This window comes from Halomonas nitroreducens (genome assembly GCF_003966155.1).
In the GTDB taxonomy this organism is placed as follows: Bacteria; Pseudomonadota; Gammaproteobacteria; order Pseudomonadales; family Halomonadaceae; genus Halomonas; species Halomonas nitroreducens.
This window is the reverse complement of record NZ_RXNS01000002.1, coordinates 86,051-105,518: the sequence shown is the minus strand read 5'-3', so window position 1 is coordinate 105,518 and position 19,468 is coordinate 86,051. Positions and strand designations below refer to the sequence as shown.

The following is a 19,468-nucleotide window of genomic DNA, read 5'->3' as shown; positions in this document are numbered from 1 at the left end:
GGTTGTGTTGGCCGAAGGACAAGGGGATGAGTTGATTCTTGACCATTCGGTCAGCTTTGGCAAGTTCCCCCCGCACTTTTTTGTCGAAAGCCGCGTCGAATTGCCTTGTGGGGCGCCTCTCAGGCAAGCTTTCGCCCCATGAGCGGATCGAACAGCGAGGGCCCATGGCCAAGGCAGAACAGCTAAGCGAACAGGAAGGCGGCGCCATCCGCCGGCGTAACGAGCAGGCGATCCTGGCGGCGGCGGAGCGGGTCTTCGCCCGGCATGGCTACCGGGGCACCAGCCTCCAGGCGATCGCCGAGCAGGCGGGCCTGCCGAAGTCCAATGTCCTCTACTACATGGGCAGCAAGCGCAAGCTCTATGTCCGCCTGCTCGAGCGGATGATGGAACGCTGGAATATGATGCTCGACGACATCTCCGCGGAGGACGACCCGGCCGAGGTGCTCGCCGCCTTCATCCGCTCCAAGATGCAGATGTCGCGGCGTCATCCCGAGGGATCGCGACTGTTCGCCAGCGAGATTCTCGGCGGGGCCCCCTTCCTGCAGGAGTACCTGAGCGGCGAGCTGCGCGACTGGGTGCAGAGCCGTGCCGCGGTGTTCCGGGAGTGGGCCGACCGGGGCCTGATGGATCCGGTCGACCCGATCTGGCTGATCTTCCTGATCTGGTCCTCCACCCAGCACTACGCCGACTTCGAGGCCCAGGTGCTGGGCATCACCGGCCGCGAGGCGCTGAGCGACGACGACCTGGAGCGCATCACCGATTTCCTGACCCGCGTGGTCATCAAGGGCTGCGGGGTTCGCCATCCCGATCAGGCGGCCGCGCCGCATGGGCAGCCGGTGCATTCCTGACCCGGCGCGGGCGGCGAGATGATCGCCTGCCGCCCGCGCCGACGGCTGTCCCTGCCTACTGAGCGGTGAGCAGCATCAGTACCGACAGCGCCGCGGAGACCCACATCGCCGGCTTGATCTCGGCGATTCGTCCGGTCGCGGCCTTGATCAGCACGAAGCTCATGAAGCCGAAGGCGATGCCGAGGGTAATCGAGTAGGTCAGCGGCATCAGGATGATCGCCAGGAAGGCCGGCAGGGCCTGATCGAAGTGCTGCCAGTCGATCTTGCCGATGGGCGCCATCATGAACAGGCCCACCAGCACCAGGGCCGGAGCGGTGGCGATGCCGGGGACCAGCGACAGCAGCGGCGAGAGGAACAGGAAGGGCAGGAAGAGCAGGGCGATGACCACGGCCACCAGGCCGGTGCGCCCGCCCTGGGCCACGCCGGCGCCGGACTCGATGAAGGTCTGGGCGGCGCTGGTGCCCAGCGGCGCGGCGATCATCGAGGCGAAGGCATCCACCGTCATGGAGCGCTTCAGGTTGCGCGGGTTGCCGTCCTGGTCCTTGAGGTCCGCCGACTCCGACAGGGCCATGAAGCAGGACAGTGCATCGAAGAAGTTGGTGAACAGCATCACGAAGATGAACGGCAGGTAGGCCACCTTGAGGGCGCCGACGATATCGACCTGCATCACGGCGCCGAAGTCGGGCCAGGCGGCCAGGCCGTTCCAGGCGACCATGACCTCGTCGCCCCACAGGCGGCCCATGGGCGCGGCCAGTAGGGTGGTCAGGGCGATGCCCATGATCAGCGCGCCGTTGAAGCGCAGGATCACGAACACGCCGGTGGCCACCAGGCCGATGAAGAAGGTCGCGAGGCTCGCGTCCATGTTGCCGAGGGTGACCAGGGTGGCGTCGCTGCCGACGATGAAGCCGGCATTCTGCAGGCCGATGAAGGTGATGAAGAGCCCGATGCCGCAGGTGATGGCGTAGCGCAGCGACAGCGGGATGGCCTCGATGATCGCGCGGCGCACGTTGAACATGGCCAGCACCGCGAACATCACCCCGGACCAGAAGACGCAGCCCAGGGCCACTTCCCAGGTCAGGCCGGCGCCCAGCACCAGGGTATAGGTGAACAGGGCGTTCATGCCCATGCCCGGCGCCACCAGGATGGGGTTGCGGGCATAGAGGCCCATGGCCAGGCTGCTCATGAAGCTGATCAGCACCGTGGCCGAGAGGGCGGCAGAGAAGGGGATGCCGGCGTCGGAGAGCACGGCCGGGTTGACCACGATGATGTACATGCCGGCCAGGAAGGTGGCGATGCCGGCCAGGATCTCGGTCTTGAGGGTGGAGCCGCGACGACTGACACCGAAATAGGTGTCCAGCCACGGGGCCTGGGAAGTCTGCGGGACATCGCCCGCCGTGACGTCCGCGGGGCGGGCAGAGGAGGATTGTTGCATGCGTCTTACCTTTGTTGTTGGTCGGCATGGGACGGATTTTTTGGCAACCTGACCTTTTGGTCAGGTTGTCGGCGCTTCAAGACTAGTCAACAAGACCGTGACTAGGCAACAGTCAGAGTGATTTTTGTATACGATTAAGCGGGTGCCGATACGCCACCATGGGAGACCGATGCCACCATGAACGATGAGGACGCCTCGCCGACGGCCTTGCCCATCGAGGCGCGGCTGGGCGAGATCCTGGCCGCCCTGGCCAGCCACTCGCGGGCGCTGCTGGTCGCCGAGCCCGGGGCCGGCAAGACCACCCGGGTGCCGCTCGCGCTGCTCGGCGCCGACTGGTGCCATGGCGGGCGGTTGCTGCTGCTGGAGCCGCGCCGCGTGGCCGCGCGGCTGGCCGCCGGCTATATGGCCGAGGCCCTGGGCGAGGCGGTCGGCGAGACGGTGGGCTACCGCATGCGCGGCGAGTCCCGGGTGGGGCCGGCCACGCGCCTCGAGGTGGTGACCCAGGGCGTGATGACGCGCATGCTCCAGGACGATCCCCTGCTCGAGGGCGTGGCGGGGATCGTCTTCGATGAGTTCCACGAACGCAGCCTGGAGGCAGACCTGGGGCTGGCGCTGGCCCTGGACGCCCAGTCGGTGCGCGACGACCTGCGGTTGCTGGTGATGTCGGCAACCCTGGACGTGGCCGCGCTCACCGCCGTGCTCGGCGAGGCCACCCCGGTGATCGACTGCCCGGGGCGGCAGCACCCGGTTGTGACCCGTTACCGGCCGCCCCGGGCCCGGGACGACGCGGCCCGCCACCAGGCGACGGTGGTGACCGAGGCCCTGGCGGCCGACGAGGGCGACGCCCTGGTGATCCTGCCCGGGGTCGGCGAGATCCGCCGGCTGGCCGGGCACCTGGCCGAGCGTCTGCCTGACGTCGCGGTCCACGAGCTGCACGGCCGGCTGCCCCTGGCGGCCCAGCGGCGGGCGCTGCGCCCGGACCCGCAGGGACGCCGCCGAGTGGTGCTGGCCACCGCCATCGCCGAGTCCAGCGTGACCGTGGACGGGGTGCGGCTGGTCATCGATGCCGGCCGCGAGCGGCTGCCGGTGTTCCAGCCCCGCACCGGGCTCACCCGGTTGGAGACCCGACGCGTCAACCGGGCCAGCGCCGACCAGCGCCGCGGCCGGGCCGGTCGCCAGGGTCCCGGCGTCTGCTATCGGTTGTGGGCCGAGGAGCAGCCGCTGGCCCCGGACCGCGAGCCGGAGATCCACCAGGCCGACCTGGCACCGCTGGCCTTCGAACTGGCACGCTGGGGGATCAGCGATCCCGCGGCTCTGACCTGGGTCACGCCGCCCTCGGCGGCGGCGCTGGCCGCCGGGCGTGAACTGCTCGCGCGTCTGGGGCTGCTGGATGCCGGGCATCGGCTGACGTCGCTTGGCCGAGCCTGCACCCGCTGGCCCACCCATCCGCGCCTGGCGGTGATGCTCGAGCGGGCCGGCGAACTCGAGGCGAAGGGCCTGGCCTGTGGGCTCGCCGCGCTGCTCGAGGGCCGCGACGCCGATGACGAGCGGGACCTGGCCGCCGCGCTCGAGCGGCGCTTCGCCGCCCCCGGCGAGGATCGCACCTGGCAGCGCGACGCCCGGCGGCTGGCGAGCCGCATGGGCTGTCGGCTCGAGGCCCCGAGCCTGGCGCCGCTGGGCGAGCTGCTGGCCCTGGCCTGGCCCGAGCGCATCGCCCAGCGGCTCGACGCCGGGCGCTTCCGGCTGGCCGGCGGCGGCCAGGCGAGCCTGCCCGGCGACCACCCCCTGGCCCACGCCGAGCTGCTGGTGGCGGTGGCCCTCGACGGCGAGGCCGGCGGCGGGCGGATATTCCGCGCCGCGGTCCTCGAGTCGGAGCGCCTGCCGGCCCTGCATCCCGAGGCCGGGGAGTGGCACGAGCACCTGGAGTGGTCCGACGAGGCGGGGCGGCTGGTCGGAGAGCGCCGGCGCGGCCTGGGGGCGGTGGTGCTCGAGCGACGGCCCCTGCACGAGCTGCCACCGGAGGCGGTGCGCCGGGCGCTGCTCGCGGCGCTGCGACGCCGCCAGCGCCTGCCCCTCGACGAGGCCGCCGAGCAGCTTCGCGGCCGGGTCGCCCTGTTGCGCCGCGAGCTGGGCGAGCCCTGGCCCGACTGGTCCGATGCCGCCCTGCTCGACGACCTCGAGGCCTGGCTCGGCCCCTACCTCGACGGGCTGACGCGCCTCGAGGCGGTGGAGCGACTGCCGTTCGCCCGCATCCTGCTCGATCGTCTCGACTGGTCGCTGCGCTCGCGGCTCGACGAGCTGGCGCCGACCCACCTGGCGGTGCCCAGCGGCTCGCGGATTCGCCTGGACTACCGGGGCGAGACGCCGGTGCTGGCGGTCAAGCTCCAGGAGGTGTTCGGTTGGCGCGAGGCGCCGCGGCTGGTCGGCGGGCGGGTCGCACCACTGCTGCACCTGCTGTCCCCGGCACGGCGGCCGCTGCAGGTGACCGCGGACCTGGCGAGCTTCTGGGCCAACGGCTATCCGGAGGTGCGCAAGGACATGCGCGGCCGCTACCCCAAGCATCCCTGGCCAGAGAACCCCTGGTCGGCCGAGGCCACCGCGCGCACCAAGCGCCGCTAGGCCATGTCCGAACAGTGCCTGCGCTCGTCGAGTTCTCGGTGAGCCTGGGGCAGTAACTCACAGCGACTATGGACACCATCACCCGATGACGATACGCCATGATTGTCCCTGCGGCAGCGGCCGGCCGCTCGCCGCCTGCTGCGGCCGCTACCACGACGGCGAACCGGCGCCGACGCCCGAGGCCCTGATGCGCTCGCGCTACAGCGCCTTCGCCCTGGGCCTGGCCGACTACCTGCTGAGTAGCTGGGCGTCCGAGACGCGGCCGGCGTCTCTGCCGGACGACGGCCCGACCCAGTGGGTGCGCCTGGAGATCCTCGAGCATGGCGAGTCGGGCGATGAGGGGACGGTGCACTTTCGCGCGACCTTCCGGGAGGGGCGGCGCTGGGGCGTGCTGGAAGAGCACTCGCGCTTTCGCCGCGAGGCGGGGCGCTGGTTCTACGTGGATGGGGCCCCCTCGGTGACGCGCCTCAAGCCGGGGCGCAACGATCCCTGCCCCTGCGGCAGTGGCAAGAAGGGCAAGGCCTGCTGCTTGCGCGGCTAGCCCGGTCGCGAGCGCCCCCGCCGGCTGAATGAAATGTCCCACTATTAAGGGCAGTTCAACCCCCGGCGGGGTTGTCTCTTCTTACAGCTTCAAGCTTATGGCTTAAAGCTCCCGGGCGAAGCCCGGGCTCAGAGGGTCATGGCGGCGAGCCAGCCGAAGGCGATCAGCGGGATGTTGTAGTGCAGGAAGGTCGGCACCACGCTGTCCCAGATATGATCGTGCTGGCCGTCGGCGTTGAGGCCGGCGGTGGGGCCGAGGGTGGAGTCCGAGGCCGGGGAGCCGGCGTCGCCCAGGGCGGCGGCGGTGCCGACCAGGGCGATGGTGGCCATCGGCGAGAAGCCGAAGTTGATGGCCAGCGGCACGTAGAGCGAGGCGATGATCGGGATGGTCGAGAAGGACGAGCCGATGCCCATGGTGATGAACAGCCCGACGAGCAGCATCACCAGGGCGGCCAGGCCCTTGTTGTCGCCGATCAGCTCGGTGGAGCTCGTCACCAGGGTCTCGACCTGGCCGCTGGCCTGCATGACGCTGGCGAAGCCCGCCGCCGAGATCATGATGAAGCCGACCAGGGCCATCATGCGCATGCCCTCGGTGAAGATGCTGTCCTGCTCGTGCCAGTGGAAGACGCCGCTCACCGAGAGCAGGGCGAAGCCGAACAGGCCGCCGAGCACCATGGAGCCGCTCAGCAGCTGCACCACCACGGTGCCGACCAGGGCCAGGGCGAGCACGACCATCTGCCAGGGCTTGAGGTGTCGGGCGGCCTCGGCGGGCGTCTCGTCGCCGTGGGCCAGGTTGCGATCCTCGTAGTCCCGCTTGCCGCGATAGCTCAGCAGCACGGCGACGACCAGGCCCAGCGCCATGCCCGCGATGGGTACCACCATGGCCGTCGGCACCATGCCTGCGGTGACGTCCAGGCCGTTGTCGTTGAGGTTGGTCAGCAGGATGTCGTGGAGGAAGATCGAGCCGAAGCCCACGGGCAACAGCATGTAGGGCGCGGTGATGCCGAAGGTGATCACGCAGGCCACGGCGCGGCGGTCGAGCTTGAGGTGGTTCATCAGCGTGAGCAGCGGCGGCACCAGCACCGGGATGAAGGCGATATGCACCGGGATCAGGTTCTGGGAGCTCACCGCGAAGGCCAGCAGCACGCCAAGCAGGGTGAAGACGATGGTCCGGCGGTGCGGGATGCCCTCGTCGAGATGCAGCCCGGCGATGGCCTTCCGGGAAAGCAGCTGGGTTATGCCGGAGCGCGACAGCGCCACGGCGAAGGCGCCGAGCACGGCATAGGAGATGGCCACGGTGGCGCCATTGCCCAGGCCGTCGTTGAAGGCGTCCATGATCTCGCCGATCGGCATGCCGGCATAGAGGCCGCCGACCAGGGTGGCGGCGATCAGCGCGAAGACCACGGAGACCCGCATCAGGCTGAGGGTGACCATGATCAGGATGGAGAGCACGATGGCGTTCATGTGGGGTCCTTGCTCGGAGAGTGGGCGTGACATCTGCAAAGCCGCACATTGTAACGGCGCTGTGGCTGGGTGCCAGTCGGCATCCGTTGCCCGCTTGCGAGCCGCTTGCCGTGATCGAGCGAAGGAGGCAGGGACATGACCGGCCTGCCCGCGGGCAGGCCGGGCGTGGCGCGTCTCAGAGGGTCATGGCGGCGAGCCAGCCGAAGGCGATCAGCGGGATGTTGTAGTGCAGGAAGGTCGGCACCACGCTGTCCCAGATATGATCGTGCTGGCCGTCGGCGTTGAGGCCGGCGGTGGGGCCGAGGGTGGAGTCCGAGGCCGGGGAGCCGGCGTCGCCCAGGGCGGCGGCGGTGCCGACCAGGGCGATGGTGGCCATCGGCGAGAAGCCGAAGTTGATGGCCAGCGGCACGTAGAGCGAGGCGATGATCGGGATGGTCGAGAAGGACGAGCCGATGCCCATGGTGATGAACAGCCCGACGAGCAGCATCACCAGGGCGGCCAGGCCCTTGTTGTCGCCGATCAGCTCGGTGGAGCTCGTCACCAGGGTCTCGACCTGGCCGCTGGCCTGCATGACGCTGGCGAAGCCCGCCGCCGAGATCATGATGAAGCCGACCAGCGCCATCATGCGCATGCCCTCGGTGAAGATGCCGTCCTGCTCGTGCCAGCGGAAGACGCCGCTCACCGAGAGCAGGGCGAAGCCGAAGATGCCGCCCAGCACCATGGAGCCGGTGACCAGCTGGGTGGCCACGGTGCCGCCCAGGGCAATGGCCAGCACGCCGAGCTGCCAGGGCTTGAGGTGCCCGGCCGCCTGGGCCTGGCTCTCGTCGCCGTGGGCCAGGTCCAGGTCCCGGTACTCACGCTGGCCGCGATAGCTGAACAGCAGGGCGGCCAGCAGTCCCACTCCCATGCCGCCGATGGGTACGATCATGGCCATCGGCACCATGTTCGCGGATACCTCGAGGCCGAGGCCGGCGCCACTCTCGTTGATGTTGGTGAGCAGGATGTCGTGGAGGAAGATCGAGCCGAAGCCCACCGGCAGCAGCATGTAGGGCGCGGTGATGCCGAAGGTGATCACGCAGGCCACGGCGCGGCGGTCGAGCTTGAGGTGGTTCATCAGCTTGAGCAGCGGCGGCACCAGCACCGGAATGAAGGCGATATGCACCGGGATCAGGTTCTGGGAACTCACGGCGGCGGCCAGCAGGATACCCAGCAGGCCGAAGCTGATCAGCCGGCGGTTGGGGATGCCTTCATCGAGCCTGAGGCCGGCGATGGCCTTTCGGGAAAGCAGCTCGGTGATTCCCGAGCGCGACAGGGCCACGGCGAAGGCGCCGAGCACGGCATAGGAGATGGCGACGGTGGCGCCGTTGCCCAGGCCGTCATTGAAGGCATCCATGATCTCGCTGATCGGCATGCCGGCATAGAGCCCGCCGACCAGGGTGGCGACGATCAGGGAGAAGACCACGGAAACGCGGGCGAGACTCAGCGTGACCATCACCAGGATGGCCAGGACGACTGCATTCATGAAGGGTCCTTGGAAGAGCGGAATTGTTGTTGGATATCGGGTTGATGGCCTTTATCCCAGCGCAAGGGATGAGCTGTCCCGGCGCCAAGCCTTCGCGAGGGCGCTGTAGACCCTTCCATGGGCGCTACTTTTGCCGTCCCTGGTCAAAAGACCCTCGCTCCGCCTTGTCCCCGGCGCTCATCTCCCTCGACCCATGGAAAGGCACTTAAGGCCTCCCGCCCCCAGCCGGGGACGAGCGGGAGTAGAGAGTGGCCTCAGTGGCTGGGCAGCAGCTCGCCGGGCACCAGGCGACTCAGGGTGCGCTTGGCCAGCAGCTCGCTGGCCGCCTCGATGTCCGGGGCGAAGAAGCGATCCTGGTCGTAATGGGCGACGCGCTCACGCAGCGCCTGGCGGGCCTCCTCCAGCGCCTCGGTGGTCGCGAGGCCCTGACGGAAGTCCAGCCCCTGGCAGGCAGCCAGCCATTCGATGGCCAGGATGCCGCGCACGTTGTCGGCCATCTCCCACAGGCGCTTGCCGGCAGCCGGCGCCATGGACACGTGGTCTTCCTGGTTGGCCGAGGTGGGCAGGCTGTCGACGCTGTGCGGGTGGGCCAGGGCCTTGTTCTCGCTGGCCAGGGCGGCGGCCGTGACCTGGGCAATCATGAAGCCGGAGTTGACGCCGCCGTTCTCCACCAGGAAGGGCGGCAGCTGGGACATGTGCTTGTCCATCATCAGCGAGACGCGGCGTTCGGTGAGCGAGCCGATCTCGGCGATGGCCAGCGCCAGGTTGTCGGCGGCCATGGCCACCGGCTCGGCGTGGAAGTTGCCGCCGGAGATGATGTCGCCCTGCTCGGCGAACACCAGGGGGTTGTCGGAGACTGCATTGACCTCGACGGCCAGCACATCGGCGGCCTGGCGGAGCTGGGTCAGGGCGGCGCCCATCACCTGGGGCTGGCAGCGCAGAGAGTAGGGGTCCTGGACCTTGCCGCAGTGGGCGTGGGAATCGCTGATCTCGCTGCGGTTGTCCAGCAGGTGGCGATAGGCGCCGGCGGCGTCGATCTGGCCGCGCTGGCCGCGTACCTCGTGGATGCGCGCATCGAAGGGCGAGCGGGAGCTCAGGGTCGCCTCCACGGTCAATGAGCCGCACACCGTGGCCGCCGCGAACAGGTCCTCGGCCTCGAACAGGCCCTTGAGGGCGTAGGCGGTTGACACCTGGGTACCGTTGAGCAGCGCCAGGCCCTCCTTGGGCGCCAGCCGCAGCGGCTCGAGGCCGGCGACCGCCAGCGCCTCGCTGGCCGGCAGCCACTCGCCGCGGTGGCGGGCCTTGCCCTCGCCGAGCAGCACCACGCTCATATGGGCCAAGGGGGCCAGGTCGCCGGAGGCGCCGACCGAGCCCTTGAGCGGGATATGCGGATAGACCCCGGCATTGACCAGGGCCACCAGGGCGTCCAGCACCTCGCGGCGGATGCCGGAGAAGCCCCGGGCCAGACTGTTGACCTTGAGGACCATGATCAGCCGCACCAGGTCGTCACTCATGGGCTCGCCGACGCCGGTGGCATGTGACAGCACCAGGGAGCGCTGCAGGTCCTCGAGGTGGTCCTTGTCGATGCGGGTCTGGGCCAGCAGGCCGAAGCCGGTGTTGATGCCGTAGACGGTGCGGTCTTCCTCGACCACCCGGTTGACGCAGTCGACGCCCTGCTGGATGTCGGCATTGGCACTCTCGGGGAGGCTGACGTTCACGGCGGCCTCGAAGGCTCGACGCGCCTGGGCCAGGGTCATCTGGCCGGGATGGATCTCGAGATGGTTCATGGGAAAGTTCCTTGACTGTGCCGGGTCGGAACCTGGCCGGGGCCGGTCGTGGCGAGGGGCAGGCCCCTGCGCGTCCACCGACCCCGGCGCGTCTTGCCCCGGCGGTCCGTAGGGGAAGACGCTGTTACTGGTTGACCATCGGCAGGTCGAGGCCGTTCTCGACGGCGCAGCGCCGGGCAATGTCGTAGCCGGCGTCGGCGTGGCGCATGACGCCGGTGCCCGGGTCGTTGCGCAGCACCCGGCCCAGGCGGGCGTGGGCGTCATCGCTGCCGTCGGCGACGATCACCACCCCGGCGTGCTGGGAGTAACCCATGCCCACGCCGCCGCCGTGGTGCAGCGACACCCAGGTGGCGCCGCCGGCGGTATTGAGCAGGGCGTTGAGCAGTGGCCAGTCGGACACGGCGTCGGAGCCGTCCATCATCGCCTCGGTCTCGCGGTTGGGACTGGCCACCGAGCCGGAGTCCAGATGGTCGCGGCCGATGACCACCGGCGCCTTGAGCTCGCCGTTGGCGACCATCTCGTTGAAGGCCTGGCCGAGACGCGCGCGGTCCTTGAGGCCCACCCAGCAGATGCGCGCCGGCAGGCCCTGGAAGCTGATGCGCTCCCGGGCCATGTCCAGCCAGTTGTGCAGGTGCGGGTCGTCCGGGATCAGCTCCTTGACCTTCTGGTCGGTCTTGTAGATGTCCTCGGGGTCGCCGGACAGCGCCGCCCAACGGAAGGGGCCGATGCCCTGGCAGAACAGCGGGCGGATGTAGGCCGGCACGAAGCCGGGGAAGTCGAAGGCGTTGTCGACGCCTTCCTCGAGGGCCATCTGGCGGATATTGTTGCCGTAGTCGAAGGTCGGGATGCCCTGGGCCTGGAAGTCGAGCATGGCGCGCACGTGGACGGCCATGGAGCGCTTGGCGGCCTTGACCACCGCCTCGGGCTCGGACTCGCCCCGGGCCACGTAGTCGTCCCAGCTCCAGCCGGACGGCAGGTAGCCGTGCAGCGGGTCGTGGGCGCTGGTCTGGTCGGTGACCATGTCCGGTTTCACGCCCCGCTTGACCAGTTCCGGCAGCACGTCGGCGGCGTTGGCACACAGGCCGATGGAGATGGCCTGGCCCTCGGCAGTATAGCGCTCGAGGCGGGCCAGGGCGTCGTCCAGGTCGTCGGCCTGCTCGTCCAGGTAGCGGGTGCGCAGGCGGAAGTCGAGGCGCGACTGCTGGCACTCGATGTTCAGCGAGCAGGCGCCGGCCAGGGTGGCGGCCAGGGGCTGGGCGCCGCCCATGCCGCCGAGGCCGGCGGTGAGGATCCAGCGGCCGGTGAGGTCGCCGGCGTAGTGCTGGCGGCCGGCTTCCACGAATGTCTCGTAGGTGCCCTGGACGATGCCCTGGGAACCGATGTAGATCCAGGAGCCGGCGGTCATCTGGCCATACATCATCAGGCCTTTCTTATCCAGCTCGTTGAAGTGCTCCCAGTTGGCCCAGGCCGGCACCAGGTTGGAGTTGGCGATCAGCACCCGGGGCGCGTCCTTGTGGGTCTCGAAGACGCCCACCGGCTTGCCGGACTGGATCAGCAGCGACTGGGTGTCCTCCAGGCGCTGGAGGGTCTCGACGATCCTGTCGTAGCACTCCCAGTCGCGGGCGGCGCGGCCGATGCCGCCGTAGACCACCAGGTCCTCGGGGCGCTCGGCGACATCCGGGTGCAGGTTGTTCATCAGCATGCGCAGCGGCGCTTCGGTGAGCCAGCTCTTGCAGGACAGTTCACTGCCGGTGGGCGCGGCGATCTGGCGGCTGGGATCGTGACGCTGGTCGGTAGGGGACATGCTTGGATTCCTCGCTGGGTCTCGCGGTAAGGGGGCTGACGGCCGGGGTGCCGGTTCAGCCGTTCAGGGTCAGGAGATGGACGAGCCGGGCCGCGGCCTTGGCGGTGCGGGCGTCCAGGTCGAAATCGGGGTTCAGCTCGGCCAGGTCGGCCAGGCGCAGCTTGCCGCTGTCGCGGATCACCTCGAGCAGCGGCTCGAGCAGGGCCAGCGACACACCGCGAGCGGCGGGGGCGCTGACCCCCGGCGCCTCGGCGGCGGGCAGCACGTCGAGGTCGATGGTCAGATAGAGGTGATCGCAGCGGGCGATGAAGCGCTCCAGATCGCGCTGGAGGGCGTCGAGCCGGCGGGCATCGAACTCGCGATCCTCGCGAACCAGCACGTCGAGTGCCTCGGCGCGGCGAAACAGCGCGCGGGTGTTGGCGGCCCGGCTGACGCCCAGGCAGGCATAGCGAAAGGGCCAGCTTCGGGCCCGGCACTGCTCGGCGATCTGGGCGAAGGGCGTGCCGGAGGAGCGCACCTGGGTCGGGTCGCGCAGGTCGAAGTGGGCATCGAAGTTGATGATGCCGATGCGCGGCGCGTCTTCCCGCGTCTCGAGATGCCGGGCCAGGCCCGACCAGCTGGCGTAGGCCACCTCATGGCCGCCGCCCAGCACGATGGGCAGGTGGCCGGCATCGAGCAGCGGGGCCAGGCGTGTGGCCAGGGCGTCCTGGGCGGTCTCGAGGGCGTCGCCCTCGCAGGTCACGTCGCCGGCATCGAAGGCAGGGCCCTCGCGGTGCCAGGCCAGCGGGGCCAGGGCGCGGCGAATGGCCGAGGGGCCCGCGGCGGCGCCGGGACGTCCCTGGTTGCGGGCCACGCCAGCATCGCTGGCGAAGCCGACCAGCACGGCACCGGGTGTGTCGCCGGCCTCGAGGGGCCGGATGCACTGGTGCCAGCGCTCGCTGTCCGGTTCCGGATCGGTGCGGCCCTGCCACGGGGCCATGTCGATGGCGGCTGGGAGGCTGCGCTTAGATGTCATGGCTGATCGCTCCCTGGAAGACCCGCTGGCGCAGACGCCCCGGCTGGACGGCGTAGGCCAGCTCGGCGGGCGCGTCGAGGTTCCACACGCAGAGATCGGCGGGGGCGCCCTCGGCGAGTCGGCCCAGCTCGCCGAGGCCCAGGGCCGCGGCGCCATGGGCGGTCATGCCGGCCAGTGCCTCCGACGGGGTGAGCCGGAATAGGGTGCAGGCCAGGTTGAGCATCAGGGTCGGCATGAACAGCGGCGAGCTGCCCGGGTTGGCGTCGGTGGCGACGGCCATGGGCACGCCGGCACGCCGCAGGGCGGCGATGGGCGGCGCCTGGGTCTCGTGCAGGGTGTGGTAGGCGCCGGGCAGGATAACCGCCACGCTGCCGGCCTCGCGCATGGCCTGGACCCCGGCCTCGTCCAGGTATTCGACATGGTCTGCGGACAGGGCGCCGTGGCGTGCCGCCATGGCGCTGCCGCCGAGGTTCGAGAGCTGCTCGGCATGGGCCTTGATGGGCAGGCCATGGGCCTTCGCCGCCTGGAAGACCCGCTCGCACTGGGCGACCGAGAAGGCGATCGTCTCGCAGAAGACATCGACGGCATCGGCCAGGCCCTCCGCGGCCGCGGCCGGGATCATCGCCTCGCAGACCAGGTCGATGTAGGCGTCGGGGGCATCCCGGTATTCCGGCGGCAGGGCGTGGGCGCCGAGCAGGGTAGTGACGACCCGCACCGGCAGGGCCTCGCCCAGACGGCGGGCGACACGCAGCATCTTCAGCTCGTCGGCCACCGTGAGGCCGTAGCCCGACTTGATCTCCACGGTGGTCGCGCCGTCGGCGAGCATCGCCTCCAGGCGGGGCAGGGCGGCGGCGAACAGGGCGTCCTCATCGGCCTCGCGGGTGGCCGCCACGGTACTCAGGATGCCGCCGCCTCGGCGGGCGATTTCCTCGTAGCTGGCTCCCTCGAGGCGCGCCTCGAACTCCCCGGCACGGCCACCGCCAAAGACGATGTGGGTATGACAGTCCACCAGGCCGGGGGTCATGACCCCGCCGCGGCCCATGTCCCGGCAGCCGTGGGCGAGCTCAGCGTCGAGCTGCGGCATCGGGATCAGTCGGGCGATGCGTTCCCCCTCGACGATGACCGCCATGGACTCGGGCCGCGTCGCCAGCCCGTCGAAGACGGTGACGTCGCGCCAGAGCAGGCGGGTCGGCGTTGCCTGAGTCATGAGAAGGTCTCCGGTTGCTTTGTATATACAAATGCTAGCCGAACTCTCGCGTCGCGTCACCCCTCGCGGCGAGAACGCCTTGCGGACATTGCGAAGCATCCAAGGATGCTTTTTCGATATAACAAGTTGTTTAAAAACAGAAAGATAAGATGTTTATCGGGTGGGCGAAGCCACGGCGATTGATTTATAGGTCGACCAAAGTATAAGGGAGTGATTCGGGTGACGGTTGGCGCTGCGGGGGAAGCTATTGTATATACATTACACGGCATCCCGACGCCGTCCTCACAACGACAACTCAGGAGCGTTCCATGGCTACTCCTCCCTCCGTCGCCCACGGTGACCGGCGGCATTCGGCCGCCACCGTGCTGAAACTCTTCCTGCCCAGCCTGCTGGGCGTGCTGATCTTCTTCGTGCCGCTGACCCTGGGCGGCACGACGACCATTCCGCTGGACCACATGGTCACCGGCGCCCGGGCGCTGCTGGGCGAGGCCAGCGGTGTCTATGCCCTGGCGTTGATCGTGGCGGGGGCCCTTTACCCGCTGTACACGGGCAGCTGGCGGCGCAGCCTGACCGACGGGATCTTCACGGTGCTCAAGTTCGCCGGCACCGTGACCGCGGTGCTGGCGTTGACCGGCTGGGGGCCGGCCCTCCTGCACACGCCGGACATGCTGCCCTTCCTGTTCGACAAGCTGGTCATCCCGGTGGGGCTGATCGTGCCGATCGGAGCCATCTTCCTGGCGCTGCTGATCGGCTTCGGCCTGCTCGAGCTGATCGGGGTGCTGGTCCAGCCGATCATGCGCCCGATCTGGCGGACGCCGGGCCGCAGCGCCATCGATGCCGTGGCCTCCTTCGTGGGCAGCTATTCCATCGGCCTGCTGATCACCAACCGGGTCTACCAGGCTGGCGAATACTCCGCCCGGGAAGCGGCGATCATCGCCACGGGCTTCTCCACCGTGTCGGCGACCTTCATGATCATCGTCGCCAAGACCCTGGACCTGATGGCCGTGTGGAATGCCTACTTCTGGCTGACCCTGGCGATCACCTTCCTGGTCACCGCCATCACCGTGCGCCTGCCGCCACTGTCCCGCATGGATGACGCCAAGACCGATCCCGAGCCCGAGGCGGCTCCCGGCAAGCGGCTGGCCACCGCCTGGCATACCGGGCTGGACGTGGCGGCCAAGGCGCCGAGCCTGCCGGCCAGTGTGGCGCTGAACTTCCGCGAAGGGCTGGTGATGGCGATCAGCATCCTGCCCTCGATCATGTCGGTGGGGCTGGCGGGGCTGTTGCTGGCCAAGTACACCCCGCTGTTCGAGTGGCTCGGCTGGCTGTTCTACCCCTTCGTCGCCGTCTGGGGCGTGGAAGAGGCAGCGGGCGTGGCCCAGGCCGCGGCGGCGGGGCTCGCCGAGATGTTCCTGCCGGCCCTGCTGATGGGCGATGCCGGCTTCGTGGCGCGCTTCGCCACCGGGGTGGTCTCGGTGTCCGCGGTGCTGTTCTTCTCCGCCTCCATCCCCTGCATCCTCTCCACCAGCATTCCGCTGTCGGTGGGACGCATTGTCATCGTCTGGTTCCTGCGGGTGGCACTGAGCCTGCTGCTGGCCATGCCGGCCGGCTACCTGGTGCAGTCGCTGCTCGGCTAGGCGGTACTCCTGCCGAGCCGGCAGGGGAAGGACGGGACGGGAGGCCCGGTAACGGCCGGGGACGAGAGGCCCCCGGCCGCCTTGTGTGGCGGGGCGTCAGCCGGTATGCAGGGAGGAGCGCAGCTTGTAGCGATCCCCCGGATGGAGCAGCCGGGCATAGCTGACCAGGTGGTCGCCGGACCAGGTGCGCCGGATCATGCGCAGGCAGGGCTGCTCCGGGCTTATCTCCAGCCGGTCGGCGGTGGCGGGATCCACCAGCACGGCCTCGACGACATGTTCCACGTCGCTGATCGGGCAGGCCGCCACCAGGACCTCATTGGGCGTCACGCGGGTGAAGTCCGTCTCCAGGTAATGGGGCACATGGCGCGGATTGACGTAACGATCCTCCAGCTGGATGGGCACGCCATCCTCGCGATGGACGATCAGGGTGTGGAAGACCCGAGTGCCCAGGCGGACCCCGAGGCGCATCGAGACCTCGTCGCCGGCCTCCAGGGCCTCGGCGGACAGTAGCTGGCTGGTGTGGCCATGGCCGCGGCCGGCCACCTCGGCGGCGATGTTGTGGACCTCGACCAGGGAGGACTCCGCCTTGTGGTCGGTGACGAAGGTCCCGACGCCCGGCTGGCGGGTCAGGTAGCCTTGCTGCACGAGGTCGCGGATTGCCTTGTTGGCGGTCATGCGACTGACGCCGAAGTCGCGGGCCAGCTGTTCCTCGGGGGGGATCTGGTGATGGGGGGGCCATTCGCCGCCGCGAATCTTCTCCAGCAGGTGCTGCTGGATCCTGAGGTAGAGCGGGAGAGTGCTGCCCATGGTCGGCCGTGAATCCTTCACTGTGGTATCGATGGCATCGTGTCGACCAGTCTACCCGTCGCCGCCGTGCGGCACACCCCATGGCAGCCCCGGCGCGCCGGGCATTGATGATACCGCCACTTTCGACAACGCTGAGAATGAGGTGTCCCCTGTCGGGCGGGACTGCGCCGGCGCCCCCGCCGGGGAGCGCCACCATCGGAGTCGTCGCGGTCAGGAAGGGCAGGTGCCTCCGGTTCCGTGGGCCGCCCGTCGTTTGCGGAGGGCAAGACATGTCACGTCTCTACTTCCTGACGCCGGATCTCGACACCACCGTGCGCATCAACGATGAGCTCGGCGCGCTCGGCCTGAGCGGCGAGCGGGTCCATGTGGCCGGTCGCGACTGGCAGGCCCTGGCGGCCCAGGGTATCCAGACGGCCTCGCTGCGCCAGACCTCGGATGCCGTCCATGCGGCGGTGCGCGGTGTGCTCTATGGTGCACCGCTAGGCATGGTGCTGGGCCTGCTCGTCTACTTCGGCCTGGCCGACGATATCCCCGCTCTCGGCCTCACGAGTCTGATGGTGGGCATGGCCATCGGGGGCGGCGTGTTCGGCATCTGGGTCAGCACCATGGTGGGCGTCTCGGTCCATGACGCGAAGATCGACAAGTACGCGCGCGAGATCGAAGGCGGCGCCTTCCTGATGATGGTCGATGTCAGTGATGAGCGAGAGGGCAAGGTCCGGGCGATCATCCATCGCCATCATCCCGGCGTGACCATCGACAAGGTCACGACCCGGGAGCGTCAGCAGCACCTGGGCGCCGGCGACTAGGGGCCGCGCCCCGGGCGGCGCGGACAGGGCGGCGCGGACAGGGCGGCGCGGACAGGGCGGCGCGGACAGGGCAGACGGCGGGGCAGCCGCTGGGCTACCATCGCAGGCCCCGTCGCGATTCCCACGAGGTGCCCCTTGGCCGATGCCCGTCTACAGAGTCCCGCCGTCGCGCGCAATCGCGCCTCGATCCTCGAGGCGCTGGCCGGGAGCCTGCCCCGCCGTGCCCAAGTCCTGGAGCTGGCCGCCGGCAGCGGTGAACACGGCCTGCATTTTGCCACGGCCAGGCCCGACTGGGACTGGCAGCCGAGTGACCCGTCGTCCCGGGCCCGGGCCTCGATCGCGGCCTGGCGGGACGCCCTCGGGCCGCACAACCTGCGTGAGCCCCTGGCGCTGGACATCACGCGCGACTGGCCCGAGGGACGTTACGACGCGATCGTGGCCATCAACCTGCTGCATATCGCCCCCTGGGCGGTCACCGAGGCGCTGATGGCGAAGGCGCCGGCCCGGTTGGAGCGTGGCGGCGTGCTCTTCCTCTATGGCCCCTTCCGTCGGGCGGGGGCGCACACTGCGCCGAGCAACGCGGCCTTCGACGCCGAGCTCCGGGCCCGGGATCCTCGCTGGGGTGTGCGCGACCTCGAGGCCGTGACGGCCGAGGCGAGACACCGCGGGCTCGACCTCGAGCGGGTCGTGGCGATGCCCGCCAACAACCTCAGCCTGGTCTATCGGATGGGCGCCGACCGGGACGTCTGAGGCAAGGGGGAGGACGCCGGCCCCGTGGCCGGCGGGGAATCACTCGGGGATCTCGCCGGGCACCCGGTAGCGCACCCCCTCGGCTTGCCGCTCCTCCGGCGTCTTGGTCTCGTCCTCGGCGGGCACGCCCCACACCGTCTCACGGCTGCCGTCGGGCCAGGTGTAGGTGGTGCAGCCGCTGGTCGTCGCGCTCAGCAGCAGCGTCGCCAGCAGGAGGGCGCGAGGGGCTCGGGGCATGCCATGTCTCCGGGGAAGGCGTGAATGTGGATGGCGGTGCATCCGGCACGGTGGCGTGCCGGGATGCAGTATCACACGTGCTCGGGATCGTGTGTCCAGACCTTCACGCCATCCTCCTCGCCGGGGACTACCACCGAGAACTCCCCGGGCCCGAGCAGAGTGACCTCATGGCCGTCACGGGTCTTGAAGGAGGGCAGGCCGCGATGGATCGCCCCGCCATGCTGCAGGGTATCGATATCCTTGATGTCGTTGTACTGGTCGATGACGTACTCGTTGCCCTGTTCGTCGAAGGCAATGATGGTCTTTTCGTATTGCCGCACCGGGGTGACCTCCATTCGAGGGTGTGCCATCAGTATCGCAATGGCTTAGCCGAAAGGCGAATGGAGCCTGTCCGGTGCAGGCGGTAATGTCTGCTCTGAAACATACGTTTGACTGGAGTCGACCATGACCGCACAACAGCCCGCCCTGACCTGTGAAGTCCTCGCGCACTGGACCTCCCACGCGACCGCCCAGCGTGAGGCGCGCGAGGCCATCGCCGCCTATATCGGCTGAATGCCTCGCCCTCCGCGGCGGTATGGATCGGGAGCCCCTGTGGCTCCCGATTGCGTTCAGGGGCAGTCGCCACCCGCGACCCCTGCGCCGGTCATGCCGGTGTCTCCCGACCTCTTCCGCCGGCTCATGCCAGGCAATCTCTCATGTACTCCGTGGCATGACTTGCTAGGATGCAGGGCTCAGTCATTGCTGGAGAACACGATGCGTCCGATGTTCCTGTTGTTGAGTGTCGCCGTTCTGTTGGGGCTGGCGGGGTGCAGTTACGATCCCGCGCGAGTTTCCACCGAGCCACTGGTCATCCTCGATGATGACGGGCACGGGGGCGGCGGCGATTTCTGCCCGCCGGGCCAGGCCAAGAAGGGCAACTGCTGATCCCCCACCCCGGTGATGGTTGCAGGCTGGCGTTCCCCGCCAGCCCTGTGACATGCCATTAGCCGGCCT

17 protein-coding genes are annotated in these 19,468 nt (G+C 69.3%); 7 read left to right on the top strand and 10 right to left on the bottom strand.

The window, feature by feature from the left end; translation table 11 throughout:
- Window positions 1–164 precede the first annotated feature (164 nt).
- Window positions 165–848: a TetR/AcrR family transcriptional regulator gene (locus EKG36_RS02410; RefSeq protein WP_126480669.1), complete on the top strand. Its 684-nt coding sequence runs from the start codon at window positions 165–167 to the stop codon at window positions 846–848.
- 55 nt (window positions 849–903) lie between these two features.
- On the opposite strand, the gene EKG36_RS02405 is transcribed toward EKG36_RS02410, so the two are convergent.
- Window positions 904–2,280, bottom strand: a complete 1,377-nt coding sequence (locus EKG36_RS02405) for an NCS2 family permease (protein ID WP_126480667.1) — start codon at window positions 2,278–2,280, stop codon at window positions 904–906.
- A gap of 177 nt (window positions 2,281–2,457) precedes the next feature.
- Here EKG36_RS02405 and hrpB point away from each other — a divergent pair, with 177 nt between their 5' ends.
- Window positions 2,458–4,899, top strand: a complete 2,442-nt coding sequence (gene hrpB / locus EKG36_RS02400) for an ATP-dependent helicase HrpB (protein ID WP_126480666.1) — start codon at window positions 2,458–2,460, stop codon at window positions 4,897–4,899.
- Window positions 4,900–4,984: 85 nt separating this feature from the next.
- Window positions 4,985–5,440 (top strand): YchJ family protein, encoded by a 456-nt coding sequence (locus EKG36_RS02395; RefSeq protein WP_126480664.1) that lies wholly within the window; start codon window positions 4,985–4,987, stop codon window positions 5,438–5,440.
- A gap of 128 nt (window positions 5,441–5,568) precedes the next feature.
- Here EKG36_RS02395 and EKG36_RS02390 read toward each other — a convergent pair whose 3' ends face one another.
- The 6 genes from EKG36_RS02390 to hutI form a co-directional block, all read right to left on the bottom strand.
- Entirely contained in the window at window positions 5,569–6,903 is a 1,335-nt protein-coding gene (locus EKG36_RS02390; RefSeq protein WP_126480662.1) for a Na+/H+ antiporter family protein, read from the bottom strand.
- Between the two features lie 175 nt (window positions 6,904–7,078).
- Entirely contained in the window at window positions 7,079–8,425 is a 1,347-nt protein-coding gene (locus EKG36_RS02385; RefSeq protein WP_126480660.1) for a Na+/H+ antiporter family protein, read from the bottom strand.
- Window positions 8,426–8,679: 254 nt separating this feature from the next.
- Window positions 8,680–10,212 (bottom strand): histidine ammonia-lyase, encoded by a 1,533-nt coding sequence (gene hutH, locus EKG36_RS02380; RefSeq protein WP_126480658.1) that lies wholly within the window; start codon window positions 10,210–10,212, stop codon window positions 8,680–8,682.
- A gap of 124 nt (window positions 10,213–10,336) precedes the next feature.
- Window positions 10,337–12,016, bottom strand: a complete 1,680-nt coding sequence (gene hutU, locus EKG36_RS02375; RefSeq protein ID WP_126480656.1) for a urocanate hydratase — start codon at window positions 12,014–12,016, stop codon at window positions 10,337–10,339.
- A gap of 55 nt (window positions 12,017–12,071) precedes the next feature.
- On the bottom strand, window positions 12,072–13,031 hold the full coding sequence (gene hutG / locus EKG36_RS02370; protein ID WP_126480654.1) for a formimidoylglutamase: 960 nt from the start codon (window positions 13,029–13,031) through the stop codon (window positions 12,072–12,074).
- Window positions 13,021–14,238, bottom strand: a complete 1,218-nt coding sequence (hutI, locus tag EKG36_RS02365; protein WP_126480652.1) for an imidazolonepropionase — start codon at window positions 14,236–14,238, stop codon at window positions 13,021–13,023. The genes hutG and hutI overlap by 11 nt, the downstream gene beginning before the upstream one ends.
- A 308-nt stretch (window positions 14,239–14,546) precedes the next feature.
- Here hutI and EKG36_RS02360 point away from each other — a divergent pair, with 308 nt between their 5' ends.
- Complete coding sequence (locus tag EKG36_RS02360) at window positions 14,547–15,875, top strand: YjiH family protein (protein WP_126480650.1); 1,329 nt, start codon at window positions 14,547–14,549, stop codon at window positions 15,873–15,875.
- A 96-nt stretch (window positions 15,876–15,971) separates the two neighbouring features.
- Here the strand turns inward: EKG36_RS02360 and hutC are convergent, their stop codons facing one another.
- On the bottom strand, window positions 15,972–16,682 hold the full coding sequence (gene hutC, locus EKG36_RS02355) for a histidine utilization transcriptional repressor HutC (RefSeq protein WP_126480648.1): 711 nt from the start codon (window positions 16,680–16,682) through the stop codon (window positions 15,972–15,974).
- A 269-nt stretch (window positions 16,683–16,951) separates the two neighbouring features.
- Here hutC and EKG36_RS02350 point away from each other — a divergent pair, with 269 nt between their 5' ends.
- Both EKG36_RS02350 and EKG36_RS02345 read left to right on the top strand, forming a co-directional pair.
- Window positions 16,952–17,488: a DUF1269 domain-containing protein gene (locus EKG36_RS02350; RefSeq protein WP_126480646.1), complete on the top strand. Its 537-nt coding sequence runs from the start codon at window positions 16,952–16,954 to the stop codon at window positions 17,486–17,488.
- 135 nt (window positions 17,489–17,623) lie between these two features.
- Window positions 17,624–18,238 (top strand): DUF938 domain-containing protein, encoded by a 615-nt coding sequence (locus EKG36_RS02345; RefSeq protein WP_126480644.1) that lies wholly within the window; start codon window positions 17,624–17,626, stop codon window positions 18,236–18,238.
- 39 nt (window positions 18,239–18,277) lie between these two features.
- Here the strand turns inward: EKG36_RS02345 and EKG36_RS02340 are convergent, their stop codons facing one another.
- Together EKG36_RS02340 and EKG36_RS02335 are read right to left on the bottom strand one after the other, a co-directional pair.
- Entirely contained in the window at window positions 18,278–18,475 is a 198-nt protein-coding gene (locus EKG36_RS02340) for a hypothetical protein (protein WP_126480642.1), read from the bottom strand.
- A gap of 71 nt (window positions 18,476–18,546) precedes the next feature.
- On the bottom strand, window positions 18,547–18,825 hold the full coding sequence (locus EKG36_RS02335) for a hypothetical protein (protein ID WP_148113483.1): 279 nt from the start codon (window positions 18,823–18,825) through the stop codon (window positions 18,547–18,549).
- Window positions 18,826–19,228: 403 nt separating this feature from the next.
- Between EKG36_RS02335 and EKG36_RS20425 the strand changes: the two genes are divergently transcribed.
- On the top strand, window positions 19,229–19,399 hold the full coding sequence (locus EKG36_RS20425) for a hypothetical protein (RefSeq protein ID WP_185827458.1): 171 nt from the start codon (window positions 19,229–19,231) through the stop codon (window positions 19,397–19,399).
- The last annotated feature ends 69 nt before the right edge of the window (window positions 19,400–19,468 follow it).